Here is a 19,541-nt window from a genome sequence, read left to right as displayed (position 1 = left end):
AGTTGCATGGAAAAGATGAGGTGGAGAAGATGATTAGCAAGTCTATACCGAGTCTCCTTACGCTAGGCAACCTGTGTCTTGGCGTGATCGCAATATTGCTCGTATTCAACGATTATTCAGGCATGGCGGCGATTATGGTCATCATTGCTATGCTGCTTGACGGAGTTGACGGCCGTGTTGCACGCGCGCTCAATGCACAAAGCGAATTCGGTAAAGAGCTGGATTCATTAGCAGATATTATTTCGTTCGGTGTCGCACCTGCGTTTATTATGTACGTTGTAGCACTGCAGGATGTAGCTCCTGCGATTTCCTGGATTGTTACTGCACTATTCCCGATATGTGGAGCGATTAGACTGGCTCGATTTAATGTAAAAGCAAGCGCGCCTGGAAGCTTTACAGGTCTGCCGATTCCGGCAGCGGGGTGTATACTGGCAACAGTTGCATTGTTTAAGGAGGATGTCGCTCCTGTCGTATTTATTGTGACATCGGTTATACTCGCACTACTTATGGTAAGTAATATTCGATATCCAAGCTTTAAGAGTATAGGCATACCGAAAAATATGCTATGGGCTGTACCTATTATTATTGTCGTTGCACTTGTCGTTGGAATATTATTTGAAGAGCATTTATCAATGGTGTTTTTTATTCCACTTATCTTTTATACGCTGTATGGTGTGAAAAAGACGATAAGTCGCCGTATGAAGCGTAAGAAGCGCGAGGCGCAGGAAGAGGAACAATCTAAAAAGCACGCGTAACGCGTAATATGATTATTAAATGGAAAAAAGCAGAGGCAAACGCCTCTGCTTTTTTGTTTATGTCAGATTAAACAATCCTAATGTATTGCATTTTTGATATTCCTTTTCTACAACTTCGGGCAGCTTAATGTCAAGCTGAGTGCATAGTGCGGCAAGGTAAAACAAATTCCGCCCAATCGCTTGCTCTACGAGCTCTCTGCAATGCTCACAAAGCTCACCTGTCACGTGATTAGAGATGCGATCCTGGGCAACATCTAATGAATCAACCTCATGAAACGGCTGCTTAGAGGCATGAAGCTCAATACAGCCACAATCTGTTATTGACTTTGTAACGGTACGATTGATGGATGCGCTTGTTTGATCCAGCTTAGACATAATATCAAGCACACTGCGATGGCGCAGCAATAACTGTGATACTTGTTCCTGAAATTGCTCTAAAGCATGAGTATCCACAATGTTCACCTGCCTATTGAGATTGGAATTGAGTTAATTATAAACAAATTGCGGGAAGATTTCCACTTTGTGCATTTTTGTTTTGAAACAGACGATTAACGTTTGAAAAAATTGCTAATAATTGTAATGGAGGTGATACCTATGAAAAAATTAATGAAAATAATAGGGATTTGTATCGGTGCAATGATAGGAGCGGAAATGTCTAACTGGTTCAATGCAGCACCTGCTTGGAGTAGTTCTTCGAATCCATTCCTTCAGCAATCAGGCACTTATTACATGAATGTAGCAATTGGAGCGTTTCTAGGATGGATGCTAACGACGATTTTCTCTAAGCCATTATTACAGCTGATGAACAGTGGGTTGAAGCAGACGGAAGGAATGCCGCTTCGAAAACTGCTCTCTGCAGTTGGTGGCTTAGTGATTGGTCTGTGTCTTGCTGCGCTCATCTATCCTGCCATTGCGATGCTAGGTGGATTGTGGAAGCTCGTACCGATTGGAGTCGCGTTAATATGTGGCTATGCGGGCTTGCAAATAGGTATGCGTAAGCAGGATGAATTAGCGGATGCGATGAAACAGCTGATGGAAAAGCCCAAGGTTGTTGCAGCGGCGGGTGAGGTTAAAGGCTTTGAAGAGCATAAAATTTTAGATACAAGTGTGATTATAGATGGTCGTATTGCAGATATTTGCAAGACGGGCTTTATTGAAGGTACGCTTGTCATTCCTGAATTTGTGCTGGAAGAGCTGCAGCATATTGCGGATTCATCGGATCTTCTCAAGCGTAACCGAGGTAGACGTGGGCTTGATATTTTGAATAAAATTCAAAAGGAGCTCGACGTTCATGTATTGATCTATGAAGGTGATTTTGAGGAGCATACAGAGGTGGACAGTAAGCTTGTGAAGCTGGCGAAGCTTCTATCCGGTAAAGTTGTAACGAATGACTTTAATCTGAATAAGGTGTGCGAGCTGCAAGGAGTATCCGTGCTGAACATTAATGATCTCGCTAATGCTGTGAAGCCAGTCGTACTACCTGGTGAAGAGATTGTCGTTCAAGTGATTAAGGACGGCAAGGAGCATGGACAAGGTGTGGCATACTTGGATGATGGAACGATGATTGTCGTTGAAGGTGGTCGAGAATATATTGGCCACACGATGGAAGTGCTCGTAACGAGTGTTTTACAAACTTCAGCAGGAAGAATGATATTTGCTAAGCCAAAGCTGTTGGAAAAAGCGCTATAAAGCGGTATGATAATACTATTGTATAGAATCGCTTAAGGCAGGTATCAGGATGATGGAACGGTGGGGAGTTGTCGTTGTCGCCGCAGGTCGCGGCACGCGAATGGGTACAGCGGAAAGTAAGCAGTATTTGCAGCTTAATGGTAAACCGATTATCGTACATACACTTCAAAACTTTCAAGCAATGGCATTCATTGATGAAATTGTCTTAGTCGTAGGTAAAGATGATATCGCGCGCTGCCAGCAGTGGTGCGAGCAGTATCGTATTACGAAAGTGAAGGCAATTATACCAGGAGGCGCTGAAAGGCAGTATTCGGTTCATGCCGGGTTAGAGGAAATTAAGTCCCAGTGGGTGCTCGTGCACGACGGTGTTAGGCCGTTTGTTACGGAGGCTGCAGTTGCACGCTGCTGTAAGCAAGCTGTCATTCACGGAGCTGCAGTACTCGCTGTTCCTGTAAAGGATACAATTAAGCAAGTCAATCATGAAGGCGTCATTACAGCAACTCCAGATCGTAAGAGCTTGTGGGCCATTCAAACCCCGCAAGCTTTTCGTCATGAATTGTTGCTCGACGCACACGTAGCAGCTGAGCAAGCAGGGATGCTTGGAACAGATGATGCAAGTGTTGCAGAGTGGAGAGGTGCAAAGGTCGTCGTAGCAGAAGGTGAATACACGAATATTAAAATTACGACGCCAGAGGATTTGCCGTGGGCGCAATTGCTGCTACAGAATGAGGAAGTGAAAGGGGATAATAGCAACAATGATTAGAATAGGACAAGGCTTTGATGTTCATCAGCTGGTGGAGGGCAGGCCGCTCATTCTCGGCGGTGTAACGATACCTTATGAAAAGGGATTGCTTGGCCATTCTGATGCGGACGTGCTTCTGCATACGATCACGGATGCGATTCTCGGGGCGCTAGCGTTAGGAGATATCGGAAAGCATTTTCCGGATACAGATGAAGCTTATAAGGATGCAGACAGCGTAGAGCTGCTTCGCAAGGTATGGCTTATGGTTAAAGAAAAAGGCTATCGCTTAGGTAATGTCGATGCTACAATTATGGCACAAAAGCCAAAAATGCTGCCTCATATCCCTGCTATGATTGATGTCATTGCAGAGGTGCTTGAAGCAGATGCGGATCAGGTTAACGTAAAGGCTACAACAACAGAGCAGCTGGGCTTTGTTGGTCGCGGGGAAGGTATCGCTTCTCAGGCCGTTGTATGTCTGCTTAAAGCGTAATGAAGTGTAACCGTTCATTAACGGTATCGGAAAATGGAGGAAATGGATATGTCACAAGAAATTAGAGTCAGATATGCGCCTTCACCAACAGGGCATCTACATATCGGGAATGCAAGAACGGCCTTATTTAATTATTTATTCGCACGTCATCATGGCGGAAAATTTATTATTCGTATAGAAGATACCGATGTGAAGCGCAATGTAGCGGGTGGCGAGGAAAGCCAGCTGAAGTATTTGAAATGGCTGGGCATGTCTTGGGACGAGAGCATTGATGTCGGCGGTGAATATGGCCCATATCGTCAGACTGAGCGTCTGGACATCTATAAAACCTACTGGCAGGACTTGGTCGATCGCGGTCTAGCTTATCGCTGCTATTGCACAGAGGAAGAGCTGGAAAAGGAACGAGAGGAGCAGATGGCTCGCAATGAGACACCACGCTACTCCGGCAAGCACCGCAGCCTAACTGAAGAGGAGATCAAGGCCTATGAAGCGGAAGGTCGTGTGCCTAGCATTCGCTTTAAAGTGCCTGAGAACCGTACCTATACGTTCGATGATATGGTAAAGGGAACGATTACCTTCGATACAGCGGAGATGGGCGATTTCGTTATCGTCAAAAAAGACGGCATCCCTACGTACAACTTTGCGGTTGTGATTGATGATTACCTAATGAAAATTAGTCATGTGCTTCGCGGGGAGGACCATATCTCCAACACGCCTAGACAGCTAATGATCTACGAGGCGCTAGGCTGGCAGCCGCCACAATTTGCCCATATGACGCTTATTGTAAATGAGCAAAAGAAAAAGCTTAGCAAGCGTGATGAGTCGATCATTCAATTTATTGAACAATACGACCAACTCGGTTATTTGCCAGAAACGTTATTTAATTTCATTGCGTTACTTGGCTGGTCTCCAGAAGGCGAGCAGGAGATGTTTACGCAGGAGGAGCTAGTTCAGGTATTCGATGCGGCTCGCTTAAGTAAAAGTCCTGCCGTATTTGATACGAATAAGCTTGCATGGATGAACGGTGAATATATAAAAGCAGCAAGTGTCGATCGTATCGTCGCGCTATGCTTGCCGCATCTGCAGCAAGCGGGCTTGATCGAGCAGCAGCCGGATGAAGAGAAGCTTGCATGGATCACAGCGCTCGTTGCGCTCCATCAGGATAAGCTGCGCTCCGCATCTGAGATCATTGAGCATACGAAGCTGTTTTTCGCAGACGAAGTTGCGGATGAAGCAGAAGCTACAGAGGTTCTAGCTGAAGAAACGGTTCCAACCGTACTAGCCGCCTTCCTTGCCGAGCTTCAAGCTGATGGAGCAGATTTCTCCGTTGACGGGATTAAAGCGATGATCAAGGCAGTTCAGAAAGCGACAGGCTGCAAGGGCAAGTCATTGTTCATGCCGATTCGTGCCGCGATAACGGGTCAGACGCACGGACCTGATCTGAATCAATCACTTGTGCTGCTAGGTAAGGATAAGGTCGTATCTCGTTTGCAAGCTCGTCTAGCTTAAGTCAGCGTAGATCGCTCTGAGCTGTGAGCTTTGTGACGAGAATGTCGTTAGAAGAAGCAGCATGCGTGTATAACACCTTGTCACTACGCGGTTGTTTCGCTATACTTATTCAAGATAGGTTTGAAGGTTATATTGAATTAAGCGTTGAACAGGATAAGTATGTTATTTCGCGGTGTTCAGAGAAGGCAAACGTTTGGTGGCTAGCTTATGCATATGCAGCTGCCAATAGGCTGGAAGTTGCCTCATCGTTGTAGCAGAAATGCACCTGGGAGCTTTGTACCGAGCTTTTGTTATATAGGTAGTTCAAAAAGTCATTCTTTGATCACGAAGTAGGACTGAAAGTTATTCGACATCGAATCTTGAATTCAGCCGGGCCTTCTGATGCTCACGTACCAATGCGTACGCTCCGCTCATCAGTCCCTAGCTTTATCCAATCTTCTCGGTGCTGAAAGCTTAACTTTTTGAACGAATTTTAAGACAAAAGGGTAGGTTACAACGTATCATCCGCGTTAAGGATGCGAAGATAATAGCTGCATGTTATTGGCCATGCTTGCTATTAAGCAGAGTGGAACCGCGAATCTACGCCTCTGCAGCTTTGTAGCTGCAGAGGCTTTTTTACGTATTTATAGATGTGATCACATGAACCTGCTTCCTAGACTATACTCCGTGCTTTAGCGAACTATTGTATATCATATGCTCGTTGCACGATGAGAACGTGATCACACCATTAGGGGGAAGAGGCATGTTCCGGCACTTACAATCAGACGTGCGTGCTGTGTTCGACAACGATCCAGCAGCTAGAAGTACATTTGAGGTTGTATTCACGTATTCTGGGCTTCATGCAATATGGTCACATCGAATCGCTCATGCGTGCTACAACAGAAAATGGTACACCTTAGCGCGATTGATTTCACAAATCAGTAGATTTTTTACGGGCATAGAAATTCATCCTGGCGCTAAAATTGGCGAGCGATTGTTCATCGATCATGGCATGGGTGTTGTAATCGGAGAGACGTGCGTGATTGGCGACGATGTTGTAATCTACCAAGGCGTAACGCTCGGAGGTACTGGTAAGGAGAAAGGCAAGCGTCACCCAACGATTGGCAACAATGTGGTCATCGGATCGGGTGCTAAGGTGCTCGGATCGTTTAGCGTAGGTAATAACTCGAGCATTGGCTCAAATGCGGTTGTGCTGCGCGAGGTGCCTGACAATTGTACAGTTGTTGGCAATCCTGGACGTATTGTAAGAAGAAATGGTGAGAAGGTGCGTGACCGTCTTGACCATACACAGCTGCCAGACCCGATTATTGAGATGCTTCGAGACATGCAGCAGGAGATTGATTACTTAAAGGAGCAGGTCAAGCGGCAGAGCAGTCAAGAGAAGAATGACGAGAATCAAGCATAACATGAGAATAAAGCTTGAGCTCAACAAATATGGATCGCGATAACATAAGAAGAGAATACATTGGAGGTAAAGTGATGTCAGTTGCAATATATAATTCTCTCACACGCCAAAAGGAGGCTTTTAAGCCGATTGAAGCGGGCAAGGTTCGAATGTATGTATGCGGACCAACCGTATATGATTATATTCATATCGGAAATGCGCGTCCTGCGATTTTTTTCGATGTAGTAAGACGATACTTGGAGTACGCAGGCTATGAAGTGAACTACGTCTCCAACTTTACAGATGTGGATGACAAGCTGATTAAGAAGGCCAATGATCTTGGTGTTACCGTTCCTGAGGTCGCTGATCGCTTTATCGATGCTTATTATGAAGATATTGAAACGCTTGGCATTCGCCGCGCAAGCCTTAGTCCACGCGTAATGAATCATATGGATGACATTATTGAATTTATTGCAGGACTTATGGCAAAGGGACATGCGTATGAAAGTGGCGGTGACGTTTACTTTAAGACGTCGTCGTTTGCCGATTATGGTAAGCTGTCTCATCAAAACCTAGAAGAGCTGCAGCATGGCATTCGTGTGGAAATTGGTGACCGGAAGGCGGATGCACAGGATTTTGTGCTGTGGAAAGCAGCAAAGCCTGGAGAAATCAATTGGGATAGTCCATGGGGTAAGGGTCGCCCGGGCTGGCATATTGAATGCTCGGCAATGGCGCGCAAGTATTTAGGAGATACGCTTGATATTCACGGAGGCGGACTTGATCTGCAGTTCCCGCACCACGAATGTGAGGTTGCACAGTCAGAATGCTTAACCGAGGCACCACTAGCGAATTATTGGATGCATAATGGCTATATCCATATCAATAATGAGAAAATGTCGAAGTCTCTTGGCAATGGGATCACCGTGCATGAGCTGGTGAAGAAGGTAAAGCCGCAGGCAATACGTTACTTCATGCTTGCTACGCACTATCGTAGCCCGCTTAACTTCAATGATGATACGATCGCTCAAGCGACCAACAGCGTTGAGCGGATCAACACCTGCTATGCTAACCTGCAGCATCGATTTGAGCTTGCCGAGAAGGAAGGCAATACAGGTGAAGTTAGTGAAGCACTTGCAGCTGAGCTAGCACGTGTAGAACAGATGTTTACTGCTAAGATGAACGATGACTTTAATACGCCAGATGCGATTACCGCTTTATTTGAGCTTGTATCTGTAGCGAACACTAGCATGAAGGATGAAGCGTTAAGTGCGCAGGCGCTGAAGGCTTTGAAGGAGAAGTTCGAGAGATTTGATCTTGTGCTTGGCTTACTGCAACCAGCACAGGAGGAGGAAGACCTAGATGCGCAGGTAGAGGCGCTTATTGTAGAGCGCACAGAAGCGCGTGCAAATAAAAACTGGGCGAGAGCGGATGAAATTCGCGATTTGCTCAATGCTATGAATATTGTGCTTGAGGATACACCGCAAGGTATACGCTGGCGCCGTAAGTGAGAGTGAATAATGAATAATAAATTTGCAATACACAAGCCAGGCAAGCCATCCGCGCTGATTCAGCCGGTCGCGCTTGCCTACATGGGGGACGCGGTGTTTGAGCTGCTTGTCAGACAATATGTGCTGTCCATGCCGAATCATAAGGCTCATCATCTGCACAAGCTTGCAACAAGCTACGTATCTGCTAAAGCGCAGCGCACGCTGCTTGAGCGATTGCTCCCTTATTTAACAGAGGAGGAGCACGATATCGTGAAGCGGGGCAGAAATGCGAAATCCGGCACGCCTCCCAAAAATGCTGATATGCTCGATTATCGGCATGCCACAGCTTTAGAATGCTTAGTAGGCTATCTGTATTTTGAAGAGCGTATTGAACGTATTACAGAGCTATTCCGTATTGGACTTGGTGAATTGACTAGCGAGAAATAGAAAGGATGAATAGGATGACAGAAAGTCATAACGGGAGTCATAACGGTGAAGGCTTGATTGCAGGGAAGCATCCTGTACTGGAAGCACTGCGCTCTGGCCGTGAATTGAATAAAATATGGGTAGCTGATGGTGCACAGAAGTCTGTGACGGGGGCGATCCTCAGTGAGGCAAAGAAACATGGCATCGTTGTGCAGTTTGTTGATAAGCGCAAGCTGGACCAGCTTGCACCTGGCATTACACATCAAGGTGTTGTTGCTCAAGCGGCTGCAGCAGATTATGTGGAGCTTGAGGATTTGCTAGAGATACCTGCTCAGAAAGGCGAGACACCATTCTTTATCATTCTTGATGAGATTGAGGATCCACATAATCTGGGCTCTATTCTTCGTACAGCAGAATGCACCGGAGTGCATGGCGTTATTATTCCCAAAAGACGCTCCGTTGGCTTAACAGCTACGGTTCTGAAAACGTCGGCTGGCGCAGCAGAGCATGTTCCGGTTGCGCGCGTGACGAATTTGGCTCAAACGATTGAGCGAATGCAGGAACAAGGCATCTGGATTGCTGGCGCGGATGTTGCTGCTACTGCAGATGTTTACGCGCAAAAATTCGATATGCCGCTTGCTTTAATTATCGGTAATGAGGCGAAGGGTATCGGTCGTCTCGTTAAAGAAAAGTGCGATTTTCTTGTTAAGCTGCCAATGGCGGGTCGCTTAAATTCATTGAATGCATCGGTAGCTGCTGGTGTATTGATGTATGAGGTGTTAAGACAACGCAGAGGTTTGTAGCTTATGATGAATCGACGCAACGATGTGCTGTTAATTGATGGTTATAATATGATAGGCGCTTGGCCAGAACTCGCTCGCTTGAAGGAGCATTCCTTGGAGGATGCGAGAGATCGATTGCTCGATATGCTAGCAGATTACCAAGGCTTTTCCGGTATGCAGGTGTATGTAATTTTCGATGCACATCAGATGCCTGGCGTAGGTGCGACCTATCGCCAGCATAAGCTAACCGTTGTCTATACGAGAGAAAAGGAAACGGCGGATGAGTGTATTGAGCGCATTTGCTCAGAGTGGATTAGCCGCAGGCGCAATGTGTATGTAGCAACGAATGACATGACAGAGCAGCATGTGATCTTTGGGCAAGGTGCTCTTAGAATGTCTGCGCGCGAGCTACTCATGGAGATCAGGGAGAACCGTAAGGAGATTAAGCAAACGATAACGAGTCCAAGCGTCAAGCATCGTCATTCGATTGACAACCGAGTAACCAGCGATGTTTGGATGAAGCTTGAACGAATTAGAAGAGGAAAGCATGAAGATGATGACGATCAGACATTCAAAGGTCCCTTGTCGAAAAAATAACAAATGTTTCTATTGCTGATAAAAACTATATTGTGAGAAATGGCTCGTTTGGTTGACTGTAAAGCCTTATCTCATGTATACTGACTCTATGTTTGTGCATATAAATCTAGCGGTGTACGCCTTGCAGGCCGGAGGGATAGGGTATGAGTATCGACCTCAAAGAATGGAGTACGCTTGAATATGACGATAATACGGACGAGGAAATTGTAGAAGCTGTCCGTGAGGGCGATAGTATAGCGCTGGAATTCTTGATCAATAAGTATAAGAACTTCGTACGTGCGAAGGCTCGGTCATACTTCCTTATCGGAGCTGATCGTGAAGATATTGTTCAAGAAGGAATGATAGGTTTATATAAAGCAATCCGCGACTTCAAGGGGGACAAGCTTTCCAGCTTCAAAGCCTTCGCAGAGCTTTGCATAACCCGCCAGATCATTACCGCGATTAAAACCGCTACTCGCCAAAAGCATATTCCTCTAAATTCCTATGTTTCTTTGGACAAGCCGATATATGATGAGGATTCCGATCGTACTCTATTAGATGTTATATGTGGCACGAGAGTATCGGATCCTGAAGAACTTATTATTAATCAAGAAGAATTCTCTGGACTAGAAGATAAAATGGCAGAAATCTTGAGCGATCTTGAGCGCAAGGTTTTAATGCTTTACCTCGATGGTCGTTCCTATCAGGAAATCGCTGTCGATCTGAATCGACATGTTAAGTCGATTGATAATGCGTTGCAGCGGGTAAAGCGTAAGCTTGAGAAGTATTTAGAAGTCCGAGATATGACAGAGCACTTATAATTGAATAGGTATGTAAACGACGGACTGTCTTTATTGGCTGAATTTTTTCAGGCACTGAAGACAGTCCATTGGTTTAATATGGCTATCGTTTGGAACATAATGGTTATAGAGAGCTGATTGATCTAGCACTGGTCTATAATCTGAAATGCAATTACTAGATATTGCTTAAAAATTGTACACCCGATACCGTTGTTTTGCGTTGACATGAGGAATGCCTTGTGCTAAAGTGTTTAGGTAGGCCTTGAAGTAGGTTTTTTCGTTGTGGTCAAAACCTATTTACGGGTAAAGTAATATGATTCGTTATTTTTTAGCAGTTCGGGAGGTGTTATTCAATGCGGGTTATCATCACGCTGGCATGCACAAACTGCAAACAGAGAAACTATGCGACGACTAAAAACAAACGCAATCACCCCGACCGCATCGAGTTGAAGAAGTTTTGCAAGTTCTGTAACGAGCAGACTCCTCATCGCGAGACGAGATAGTCAATTGGAGGTGTGACTGTGACATTTTTAGCGAAAGTGAAACAGAGCTTTAGTACGACGTTTAGTTTTTTTGCCGACAGTTGGGCAGAGCTTAAAAAGGTCCGTTGGCCTAGTCGTAAGGAATTGACGAGTTATACTCTCGTTGTGCTCGTGACGGTTATTGCTGTTACGATTTACTTCTGGATTCTAGACATCGGGATTTCAGCTCTCGTAGATCTAATTGTCTAACGAAGGCCCAAAGGTGGATTTGTGATGGAAAAAAGATGGTACGTCGTGCATACGTATTCCGGCTATGAAAACAAAGTGAAGGCTAATTTGGAACGTCGTGTTGAGTCCATGAATATGGAAGATAAAATTTTCCGTGTTCTTGTACCGATGGAAGACGAGATCGTAGAGAAGGACGGTAAGCGTAAAACCGTTCAGCGCAAGGTATATCCTGGCTACGTGCTTGTCGAGATGATCCAAACAGATGATTCATGGTATGTTGTTCGTAATACGCCTGGAGTTACGGGTTTCGTAGGATCGACTGGTTCAGGATCAAAGCCTACTCCATTATTGCCTGAAGAAGTGGAACAAATTCTTAAGCATATGGGTATGGAAGAGCCTAAGCCGAAGATTGAGTTTGAGCTGAAAGAAACTGTTCGCGTCAAGGTAGGTCCTTTTGCAGACTTTGTCGGAACTGTGGAAGAAATTCTGCTCGACAAGGCGAAGCTAAAGGTTCACGTCAACATGTTTGGTAGAGAAACCCCGCTTGAGCTTGACTATACTCAAGTCGAGAAGGTGTAACCTTTATCGAAGGGGACTCGGGCAAGAGCTTGTAAAAGCTATCTTGTATATCACGTCAAGGAGGTGTGAATCATGGCAAAAAAAGTTATCAAATTGGTAAAACTGCAAATTCCTGCAGGAAAAGCTAACCCAGCGCCACCGGTCGGTCCAGCACTAGGTCAAGCTGGTGTTAACATCATGGCATTCTGTAAAGAGTTTAACGCTCGTACAGCTGACCAAGCGGGATTGATTATTCCGGTTGTTATCTCAGTATTTGAGGATCGCTCCTTTACTTTTGAAACAAAAACGCCACCTGCTGCTGTACTTCTTCGTATCGCTGCTGGCGTTGAAAAAGGATCTGGAGAACCTAACAAGAAAAAAGTTGCAACGGTTAAACGTGACAAAGTTCGCGAAATCGCTGAAACAAAAATGCCAGACCTTAACGCAGCTACTGTTGAAGCAGCTATGCTTATGGTTGAAGGTACTGCTCGTTCAATGGGTATCACGATCGTTGACTAATCAACAGATGATATCTACGCGAGAACAACTCGCTTTGTGAAGCTTTTGCTTCACGGGTGGGAGGAGTGGCGTTTGAAGTCACCCCGTTATAACCACAATAGGAGGAATTTACAATGGCTAAACACGGCAAAAAGTATGTTGAAGCAGCTAAGCTGATCGATCGTGAAGCTAGCTACGAGCCACTACAAGCAATTGAGCTTGTTAAGAAGGCATCTACTGCAAAATTCGACGAGTCCGTTGAAGTTGCTGTACGTTTGGGCGTAGACCCACGTAAACAAGACCAAGCTGTTCGTGGTGTAGTTGTACTACCACACGGTACTGGTAAAACAAAAAAAGTTTTAGTTTTCGCTAAAGGCGAAAAACTAAAAGAAGCAGAAGCTGCTGGCGCTGACTATGTTGGCGACACAGACATGATTAACAAAATCCAACAAGGTTGGTTCGATTTCGATGTCTGCGTAGCAACACCAGACATGATGGCTGAAGTTGGTAAGCTAGGTCGTATCCTTGGTGGTAAAGGCCTAATGCCTAACCCTAAAGCAGGCACAGTAACATTTGATGTTGCTAAAGCCGTTCAAGAAATCAAAGCGGGTAAAATTGAATACCGTCTTGATAAAGCAGGTCAAATCCATGCTCCAATTGGTAAAGTTTCATTCGATGCTGAAAAGCTGAATGAAAACTTGAAAGCTCTAGTTGATGCACTTCTTCGTGCTAAACCAGCAGCAGCTAAAGGGGTTTACCTGAAAAACATCGCTGTTTCTTCTACAATGGGTCCTGGTGCTCGTGTTGATACTTCGAACTACCGCTAATTGATCGAAGAATAGTGAATTAAATTTGAATATGCATACCGTAGACAGTAGGTGCCTATAAGGCTTAATTTCCTACCGAGGTGTTATGATAGAGCGTTAAGCAATTCAAGATTATTGAAGTGCGAATCGAATCATGGCCCTTGCTACTAGATTGCGAGGGCCTTTCTCATGCATCGAGGGCAGGATCTCTCTTTTACACGGGATGTAAATTTTTACAGGAGGTGTACAGTTTGGCTAACGCTAAGATTATTGAGCAGAAACAACAAGCAGTTAACGTGGTAGCTGAGAAGCTTTCTTCCAGCCCAAGTACGATTATCGCTGATTATCGTGGACTTAATGTTGCTCAAGTAACTGAGCTACGTAAACAGCTTCGTGAAGCTGGTGTTGAGTTCCAAGTTCTTAAAAACTCAATCGTTCGTCGTGCGACTGAAGGTACTGATTACACAGCGCTTAACGATATTCTAACTGGTCCTACAGCTGTTGCATTCAGTAATGAAGATGCAGTTGCTCCAGCTAAAATCCTTTACAACTTCGCAAAAGAAAATGATGCGTTGCAAATTAAAGGTGGTCTAGTTGAAGGTAAAGTAGTTGACGAGGCACAAGTTAAAGCACTTGCTCAACTTCCTTCTCGCGAAGGTCTTCTTTCTATGCTACTCAGCGTACTTCAAGCGCCAGTTCGCAACTTCGCGCTTGCAGTTAAAGCTGTTGGTGATAAGCAAGAAGCAGAAGCTCAAGCTTAATATCGCTTGATGCATGTACTGTTGAATGACAATCGATGCTTGAAGCATCGCAAAAAAACTAAATTATAATATATTTCGGAGGTAATACCATGTCTAAAGAGCAAATCTTAGAAGCAATTAAAGGTATGACAGTTCTTGAACTGAACGATCTTGTTAAAGCAATTGAAGAAGAATTCGGCGTTACTGCTGCAGCTCCTGTAGCTGTTGTAGCTGGTGGCGGCGACGCTGGCGGCGCAGCTGCTCAAACTGAGTTTGATGTAATCCTTACAAGCGCTGGCGCTGGTAAAATCAACGTAATCAAAGCAGTTCGTGAAATCACTGGTCTTGGCTTGAAAGAAGCTAAAGAACTTGTTGATGGCGCACCTAAAGCAATCAAAGAAAAAGTTGGCCAAGAAGAAGCAGATTCTATCAAAGCTAAACTTGAAGAAGCTGGCGCATCTGTAGAAGTTAAGTAATTAACTTTTACTTGTGGCAGATCAAACCCCTTGAAGCCTGGCTTCAAGGGGTTTCTTTCCATGTGTTAAGGTAATAACTAGGACTTAGAATTAGAATATATGTTGTAGGCTGGTGACCTTATTGAGCAATCACTATTATAGCGAAAAGCCGAATGTAGCTAGTAATGAACAGCAGCATGAATGGCAGTTACGTGGATTTAAGCTGAAATTCACGACCGATGCTGGTGTTTTCTCTAAAGCTGGAGTTGATTATGGAAGTCAGGTATTAATAGGTGCCATGGAATTTGCAGAGCATGCTACCGTATTGGATGTAGGTTGTGGCTACGGCCCGATTGGAATTACTGCAGCCAAGTTAGCTCCTAAAGGACATGTTACGATGATCGATATCAACGAGCGGGCGGTAGAGTTAAGCAAAAGAAATGCAGCACTAAACGATGTTCACAATGTAACGGTTATGCAGAGCGATCTATATGAAGCGGTTAAAGAAATGCGCTTTGACTGTATTATAAGCAATCCACCTATCCGAGCAGGAAAAGCGGTAGTTCATCGTGTGTTTGAAGAAGGATATGAGCTTTTGAATGATGGCGGTACAATGTGGATCGTCATTCAAAAAAAACAAGGAGCTCCTTCTGCAAAAGCAAAGCTGGAATCGATGTTTGCTAGGGTGGAAGAGGTGACCAAAGATAAAGGCTATCGCATCTTCAAAGCTACTAGATGAAGTTCAAAAATTTAACTTTGATCACGATGTGCTGCGTTGTAGCTAATTCGACATCGAATCTTGAATTCAGCCGGGACTTCCGGTACTCACGTACCAACTACGTACGCTGCGTTCCTCATTCCCTAGCTTTATTCAACCTTCTCGGTGCTGAAAGCTGAATTGTTTGAACACTTATTTGAAGGGAAGTTCAAAAATCCAACTTTGATCACGATGCCTTGCGTTGTCGCTAATTCGACATCGAATCTTGAATTCAGCCGGGACTTCCGATACTCACGTACCAACTACGTACGCTGCCATGTCGCAGCTTGAATATGGCTGATTCACTTGGATTAGCAGTTTATGAAAATTATTCTGAAAACCAAGAAAAAGATTTGACTTGACATTTCGGATATGTTAGTATTATAAAATGTCAGCATAAAATTGCTTGAATTGTGCTTAGTTATCTACTGTCAAGTGTCAAATTGCGGTATAACCAAAATAATTTGTACATCTTGGAGTATAACGATATAAATTTGGGCAAAATTACTTGATATGGACCATTATGTAAGATTACAGGTGGTCATCAGCCGGAAACATGCTCTTTTTTCGAACTATTCGATAAGGGCTTTTCTTTATTTTTATGATCTCTAACTATGAAAAATGTAGAGATTGCAACAGCTGTATAAAATATTGCTGCTGTTAGACAGACATGAGGGGTGAGGTTAAGTTGGCAGGACAACTTGTTCAGTATGGTCGTCGTACGCGTAGAAGCTACAGTCAGATCAGAGAGGTGCTGGAAGTCCCGAACCTGATTGAAATCCAACAAAAATCGTATGAGAAATTTCTGGAGACAGACTTGATCGAGTTATTCCAGGATATATCACCGATTACGGACTTTACGGGCAATTTATCGCTTGAGTTTATTGATTACAGCTTAGGTGAACCTAAATATTCAGTCGATGAATCGAAAGAACGGGATGTTACGTATGCAGCTCCTTTGCGCGTGAAGGTACGCTTATTTAATAAGGAGACTGGCGAGGTTAAGGAACAAGAAGTCTTTATGGGTGATTTCCCACTAATGACAGAGACCGGCACGTTTATTATTAACGGGGCGGAACGCGTTATAGTCAGCCAATTGGTTCGATCCCCAAGTGTTTACTTCAGCACTAAGGTTGATAAAAACGGTAAAAAAGCATACACGGCTACTGTAATTCCTAACCGTGGTGCTTGGCTCGAGCTAGAAACGGATGCGAAGGACATTGTTTATGTTCGTATCGACCGTACGCGTAAAATTCCTGTAACAGTATTGCTTCGTGCTTTAGGTTTCGGAACAGACGCAGAAATTCTTGATCTGCTCGGACACGATGAATATATCTCTAATACGCTTGATAAAGACAGCACGGACTCTACAGAAAAAGCACTCATTGAAATTTATGAGCGCCTGCGTCCAGGTGAACCACCAACATTGGATAACGCAAAAAGCTTGCTAGTAGCTCGCTTCTTTGACCCAAAACGCTATGATTTAGCGAATGTTGGTCGTTATAAAATTAACAAAAAGCTTCATATCAAAAACCGTCTGTTCAATCAGCGCCTTGCAGAGGATCTGATTGATGCATCGACTGGTGAGATTGTTGCTGAAAAAGGCCAAGTTATTGATCGACGCTTGCTTGATCAAATTCTAGATCGTCTAGAATCAGATATTGGCTTCAAAACATATGGAGTAGCGAATGGTGTGCTTGATGCACATGACATTCCGCTGCAAACGATCAGCGTGTACTCGCCGCTTGATGAAAGCAAAGTAATTAAAATTATCGCAAATGGCATTATCGATAAATCTGTTAAGCATATTACGCCTGCAGATATTATCGCTTCAATCAACTACTTCTTGAACTTGCTTCATGGCGTAGGTGACGTAGATGATATTGACCACTTGGGTAATCGTCGTTTGCGTTCAGTTGGTGAGCTACTGCAAAACCAATTCCGTATTGGTCTTTCTCGTATGGAACGTGTTGTTCGTGAGAGAATGTCCATTCAGGATGCGAATGCTATTACGCCTCAGGCTCTAATTAATATTCGTCCAGTGATTGCATCCATTAAGGAGTTCTTCGGATCCTCCCAGCTATCACAGTTTATGGACCAAACGAACCCACTGGCTGAACTAACGCATAAGCGTCGTTTGTCTGCACTAGGACCTGGTGGTTTGACGCGTGAGCGCGCGGGCTTCGAGGTGCGTGACGTTCATAACTCTCACTATGGTCGTATGTGTCCGATCGAGACGCCAGAGGGACCGAACATCGGTTTGATCAACTCCTTGTCTACGTATGCACGTATTAACGAGTACGGCTTTATCGAAGCTCCGTATCGTTGGGTTGATCCTGAGACAGGTGTTGTTACAGATAAAGTAACGTATATGACTGCGGATGAAGAGTACAACTATATCGTTGCGCAAGCGAATGCTCCTCTAACGGAAGAGAACAAGTTCGCTGAGAAAGAAACGATTGTACGTTTTAATAAGCAGGCAGATAATATCTTGACTATGCCAAGTTCTCGCGTTGACTATATGGACGTATCTCCTAAGCAGGTTGTATCTGTGGCAACGGCGCTAATTCCGTTCCTTGAGAATGATGACTCCAACCGTGCGCTTATGGGATCGAACATGCAGCGTCAGGCGGTACCATTGCTTATACCGAAAGCTCCTTTTGTAGGTACAGGTATGGAGCATAAAGCTGCGAAGGATTCTGGTGTATGTATCGTTTCTAAATACGATGGTGTCGTTGAACGCGTATCGGCAAATGAAATCTTGCTGCGCCGCGTTGAGATCGTTGACGGCAAGGAAGTACAAGGTGACCTTATTAGACATAAGCTTCATAAGTTTATGCGTTCTAACCAAGGTACATGTATTAACCAACGCCCTCTTGTTCGCAAAGGTGACGTCATTAAAAAAGGCGATATCATGGCGGATGGCCCATCAACAGAGAACGGTGAATTGGCATTAGGTCGCAACGTAGTCGTTGCCTTCATGACTTGGGAAGGCTACAACTATGAGGATGCGATCTTGCTAAGCGAGAAGCTAGTTAAAGAAGATGTGTACACATCTATCCATATTGAAGAGTATGAATCCGAAGCTCGTGATACGAAGCTAGGACCAGAGGAAATTACTCGCGATATTCCGAACGTAGGTGAAGAAGCGCTTCGCAACCTTGATGAGCGTGGAATTATTCGTGTCGGAGCAGAGATTAACTCTGGAGATATTCTTGTAGGTAAAGTGACACCTAAGGGTGTAACGGAGCTTACTGCTGAAGAACGTCTACTTCATGCGATCTTTGGCGAGAAGGCACGCGAGGTTCGTGATACGTCCCTACGTGTACCGCACGGTACAACAGGTATCGTTGTCGATGTGAAAGTATTTACTCGTGAGAATGGCGATGAGCTTCCTCCTGGAGTGAATCACCTTGTACGTGTATATATTGCACAAAAACGTAAAATCTCTGAAGGGGATAAGATGGCGGGACGTCACGGTAACAAGGGTGTCATCGCACGTATTATGCCAGAAGAGGATATGCCATTCCTACCAGATGGAACACCAGTAGAGGTTGTTCTTAACCCACTAGGGGTACCGTCTCGTATGAACATCGGTCAGGCTCTTGAGGTACACTTGGGCATGGCTTGTAAATACCTTAACATTCATGCAGCTACCCCAGTATTCGATGGTGCGAATGAGGAAGATGTATTCGACACGATGGAAGAAGCAGGTATGCAGCGTAATGGTAAGACGAAGCTATTTGATGGCCGTACAGGTGAAGAGTTTGAGCGCGAAGTAACCGTTGGTGTCATGTATATGATTAAGCTAGCGCACATGGTAGAAGACAAAATCCATGCTCGTTCAACAGGACCTTACTCACTTGTTACACAGCAGCCGCTTGGTGGTAAAGCACAATTCGGTGGTCAGCGCTTCGGTGAGATGGAGGTATGGGCGCTTGAAGCATATGGTGCAGCCTATACACTACAAGAAATTCTTACCGTTAAATCCGATGACGTTGTCGGTCGTGTAAAAACGTATGAATCGATCGTTAAAGGTGAAAATGTTCCTGAACCAGGTGTTCCTGAGTCATTCAAAGTATTGATTAAGGAGCTTCAAAGCTTAGGTATGGACGTGAAGATCCTGACAGAGGACGAAGAGGAAATCGAAATGAAGGAAATCGACGACGAGGATGATGGAACAAGCGAAAAGCTAAACCTCGATGAAGTCGATAACTTCGAAAGAGCTCCTGTCAGCGTCGGTGCTTCCGAGCTCGAAGCTGCTGGATTTAGCGAACAAGAAGAAGATATGGATGATCTAGCATAAAAGGTATAACGTAAGCAGAAGAGCTTCAGTCGGTGTGCGCACTGATTGAAGTTCGATGCTTCATTAAGACA

Annotated in this window: 21 protein-coding genes and 1 other annotated feature; of the genes, 20 read left to right on the top strand and 1 reads right to left on the bottom strand. The window is 44.6% G+C overall.

What is annotated here, in order from left to right:
- The first annotated feature begins 29 nt into the window (after positions 1-29).
- Positions 30-755 (top strand): CDP-diacylglycerol--serine O-phosphatidyltransferase, encoded by a 726-nt coding sequence (pssA, locus tag M3180_RS20485; protein ID WP_251670953.1) that lies wholly within the window; start codon positions 30-32, stop codon positions 753-755.
- A gap of 57 nt (positions 756-812) precedes the next feature.
- Here pssA and M3180_RS20480 read toward each other — a convergent pair whose 3' ends face one another.
- Positions 813-1,208 (bottom strand): DUF1573 domain-containing protein, encoded by a 396-nt coding sequence (locus tag M3180_RS20480; protein ID WP_251670951.1) that lies wholly within the window; start codon positions 1,206-1,208, stop codon positions 813-815.
- Positions 1,209-1,349: 141 nt separating this feature from the next.
- On the opposite strand from M3180_RS20480, the gene M3180_RS20475 reads away from it, so the two are divergent.
- From M3180_RS20475 to rpoB, 19 genes are all read left to right on the top strand, one after another.
- A complete protein-coding gene (locus tag M3180_RS20475; protein ID WP_251670949.1) occupies positions 1,350-2,444 on the top strand; it encodes a PIN/TRAM domain-containing protein in 1,095 nt (364 codons plus the stop codon).
- A 49-nt stretch (positions 2,445-2,493) separates the two neighbouring features.
- On the top strand, positions 2,494-3,207 hold the full coding sequence (gene ispD / locus M3180_RS20470; protein ID WP_251670947.1) for a 2-C-methyl-D-erythritol 4-phosphate cytidylyltransferase: 714 nt from the start codon (positions 2,494-2,496) through the stop codon (positions 3,205-3,207).
- Positions 3,200-3,676, top strand: a complete 477-nt coding sequence (gene ispF / locus M3180_RS20465; RefSeq protein ID WP_251670946.1) for a 2-C-methyl-D-erythritol 2,4-cyclodiphosphate synthase — start codon at positions 3,200-3,202, stop codon at positions 3,674-3,676. The genes ispD and ispF overlap by 8 nt, the downstream gene beginning before the upstream one ends.
- Before the next feature lie 48 nt (positions 3,677-3,724).
- Positions 3,725-5,185, top strand: a complete 1,461-nt coding sequence (gltX, locus tag M3180_RS20460; protein WP_251670945.1) for a glutamate--tRNA ligase — start codon at positions 3,725-3,727, stop codon at positions 5,183-5,185.
- A 742-nt stretch (positions 5,186-5,927) separates the two neighbouring features.
- Complete coding sequence (gene cysE, locus M3180_RS20455) at positions 5,928-6,590, top strand: serine O-acetyltransferase (RefSeq protein ID WP_251670944.1); 663 nt, start codon at positions 5,928-5,930, stop codon at positions 6,588-6,590.
- A gap of 74 nt (positions 6,591-6,664) precedes the next feature.
- Complete coding sequence (gene cysS, locus M3180_RS20450) at positions 6,665-8,077, top strand: cysteine--tRNA ligase (protein ID WP_251670943.1); 1,413 nt, start codon at positions 6,665-6,667, stop codon at positions 8,075-8,077.
- 9 nt (positions 8,078-8,086) lie between these two features.
- Complete coding sequence (locus tag M3180_RS20445; protein ID WP_251670942.1) at positions 8,087-8,503, top strand: Mini-ribonuclease 3; 417 nt, start codon at positions 8,087-8,089, stop codon at positions 8,501-8,503.
- A gap of 14 nt (positions 8,504-8,517) precedes the next feature.
- The gene (gene rlmB, locus M3180_RS20440) at positions 8,518-9,285 is read left to right on the top strand and encodes a 23S rRNA (guanosine(2251)-2'-O)-methyltransferase RlmB (RefSeq protein WP_251670941.1); all 768 of its coding nucleotides are present in this window, start codon (positions 8,518-8,520) and stop codon (positions 9,283-9,285) included.
- A gap of 6 nt (positions 9,286-9,291) precedes the next feature.
- Positions 9,292-9,861: an NYN domain-containing protein gene (locus M3180_RS20435; protein WP_251670970.1), complete on the top strand. Its 570-nt coding sequence runs from the start codon at positions 9,292-9,294 to the stop codon at positions 9,859-9,861.
- A gap of 143 nt (positions 9,862-10,004) precedes the next feature.
- Complete coding sequence (gene sigH / locus M3180_RS20430) at positions 10,005-10,661, top strand: RNA polymerase sporulation sigma factor SigH (RefSeq protein WP_251670939.1); 657 nt, start codon at positions 10,005-10,007, stop codon at positions 10,659-10,661.
- Between the two features lie 332 nt (positions 10,662-10,993).
- Positions 10,994-11,143, top strand: a complete 150-nt coding sequence (gene rpmG, locus M3180_RS20425; RefSeq protein ID WP_082967189.1) for a 50S ribosomal protein L33 — start codon at positions 10,994-10,996, stop codon at positions 11,141-11,143.
- Positions 11,144-11,161: 18 nt separating this feature from the next.
- Positions 11,162-11,371 carry a preprotein translocase subunit SecE gene (gene secE, locus M3180_RS20420; RefSeq protein ID WP_251670938.1) on the top strand — a complete coding sequence of 70 codons (210 nt, stop codon included), beginning with the start codon at positions 11,162-11,164 and terminating at the stop codon, positions 11,369-11,371.
- Between the two features lie 24 nt (positions 11,372-11,395).
- Complete coding sequence (gene nusG, locus M3180_RS20415) at positions 11,396-11,929, top strand: transcription termination/antitermination protein NusG (RefSeq protein WP_251670936.1); 534 nt, start codon at positions 11,396-11,398, stop codon at positions 11,927-11,929.
- A gap of 72 nt (positions 11,930-12,001) precedes the next feature.
- Positions 12,002-12,427 carry a 50S ribosomal protein L11 gene (gene rplK / locus M3180_RS20410; protein ID WP_251670934.1) on the top strand — a complete coding sequence of 142 codons (426 nt, stop codon included), beginning with the start codon at positions 12,002-12,004 and terminating at the stop codon, positions 12,425-12,427.
- A 113-nt stretch (positions 12,428-12,540) separates the two neighbouring features.
- A complete protein-coding gene (rplA, locus tag M3180_RS20405) occupies positions 12,541-13,233 on the top strand; it encodes a 50S ribosomal protein L1 (RefSeq protein ID WP_251670933.1) in 693 nt (230 codons plus the stop codon).
- A 20-nt stretch (positions 13,234-13,253) separates the two neighbouring features.
- Positions 13,254-13,409 (top strand) — a sequence feature (ribosomal protein L10 leader region).
- Between the two features lie 54 nt (positions 13,410-13,463).
- Positions 13,464-13,973: a 50S ribosomal protein L10 gene (rplJ, locus tag M3180_RS20400; RefSeq protein ID WP_251670932.1), complete on the top strand. Its 510-nt coding sequence runs from the start codon at positions 13,464-13,466 to the stop codon at positions 13,971-13,973.
- An 89-nt stretch (positions 13,974-14,062) separates the two neighbouring features.
- Positions 14,063-14,428 (top strand): 50S ribosomal protein L7/L12, encoded by a 366-nt coding sequence (gene rplL, locus M3180_RS20395; RefSeq protein ID WP_251670931.1) that lies wholly within the window; start codon positions 14,063-14,065, stop codon positions 14,426-14,428.
- Between the two features lie 121 nt (positions 14,429-14,549).
- A complete protein-coding gene (locus M3180_RS20390; RefSeq protein ID WP_251670930.1) occupies positions 14,550-15,146 on the top strand; it encodes a class I SAM-dependent methyltransferase in 597 nt (198 codons plus the stop codon).
- Between the two features lie 706 nt (positions 15,147-15,852).
- Complete coding sequence (gene rpoB / locus M3180_RS20385) at positions 15,853-19,470, top strand: DNA-directed RNA polymerase subunit beta (protein ID WP_251670929.1); 3,618 nt, start codon at positions 15,853-15,855, stop codon at positions 19,468-19,470.
- Positions 19,471-19,541: the final 71 nt, after the last annotated feature.

Origin of the sequence: Paenibacillus camelliae, assembly GCF_023715345.1 — a bacterium.
Lineage (GTDB): Bacteria > Bacillota > Bacilli > Paenibacillales > Paenibacillaceae > Pristimantibacillus > Pristimantibacillus camelliae.
The sequence above is the reverse complement of the archived record's forward strand: the minus strand, read 5'-3'. Positions and strand labels throughout refer to the sequence as shown.

What these genes read in the sequence shown, in the direction of transcription:
- pssA (WP_251670953.1), top strand. Translation starts at nt 30, where the DNA reads ATGATTAGCAAGTCTATACCGAGTCTCCTTACGCTAGGCAACCTGTGT.
- M3180_RS20475 (WP_251670949.1), top strand. Translation starts at nt 1,350, where the DNA reads ATGAAAAAATTAATGAAAATAATAGGGATTTGTATCGGTGCAATGATA.
- ispD (WP_251670947.1), top strand. Translation starts at nt 2,494, where the DNA reads ATGATGGAACGGTGGGGAGTTGTCGTTGTCGCCGCAGGTCGCGGCACG.
- ispF (WP_251670946.1), top strand. Translation starts at nt 3,200, where the DNA reads ATGATTAGAATAGGACAAGGCTTTGATGTTCATCAGCTGGTGGAGGGC.
- gltX (WP_251670945.1), top strand. Translation starts at nt 3,725, where the DNA reads ATGTCACAAGAAATTAGAGTCAGATATGCGCCTTCACCAACAGGGCAT.
- cysE (WP_251670944.1), top strand. Translation starts at nt 5,928, where the DNA reads ATGTTCCGGCACTTACAATCAGACGTGCGTGCTGTGTTCGACAACGAT.
- cysS (WP_251670943.1), top strand. Translation starts at nt 6,665, where the DNA reads ATGTCAGTTGCAATATATAATTCTCTCACACGCCAAAAGGAGGCTTTT.
- M3180_RS20445 (WP_251670942.1), top strand. Translation starts at nt 8,087, where the DNA reads ATGAATAATAAATTTGCAATACACAAGCCAGGCAAGCCATCCGCGCTG.
- rlmB (WP_251670941.1), top strand. Translation starts at nt 8,518, where the DNA reads ATGACAGAAAGTCATAACGGGAGTCATAACGGTGAAGGCTTGATTGCA.
- M3180_RS20435 (WP_251670970.1), top strand. Translation starts at nt 9,292, where the DNA reads ATGAATCGACGCAACGATGTGCTGTTAATTGATGGTTATAATATGATA.
- sigH (WP_251670939.1), top strand. Translation starts at nt 10,005, where the DNA reads ATGAGTATCGACCTCAAAGAATGGAGTACGCTTGAATATGACGATAAT.
- rpmG (WP_082967189.1), top strand. Translation starts at nt 10,994, where the DNA reads ATGCGGGTTATCATCACGCTGGCATGCACAAACTGCAAACAGAGAAAC.
- nusG (WP_251670936.1), top strand. Translation starts at nt 11,396, where the DNA reads ATGGAAAAAAGATGGTACGTCGTGCATACGTATTCCGGCTATGAAAAC.
- rplK (WP_251670934.1), top strand. Translation starts at nt 12,002, where the DNA reads ATGGCAAAAAAAGTTATCAAATTGGTAAAACTGCAAATTCCTGCAGGA.
- rplA (WP_251670933.1), top strand. Translation starts at nt 12,541, where the DNA reads ATGGCTAAACACGGCAAAAAGTATGTTGAAGCAGCTAAGCTGATCGAT.
- rplL (WP_251670931.1), top strand. Translation starts at nt 14,063, where the DNA reads ATGTCTAAAGAGCAAATCTTAGAAGCAATTAAAGGTATGACAGTTCTT.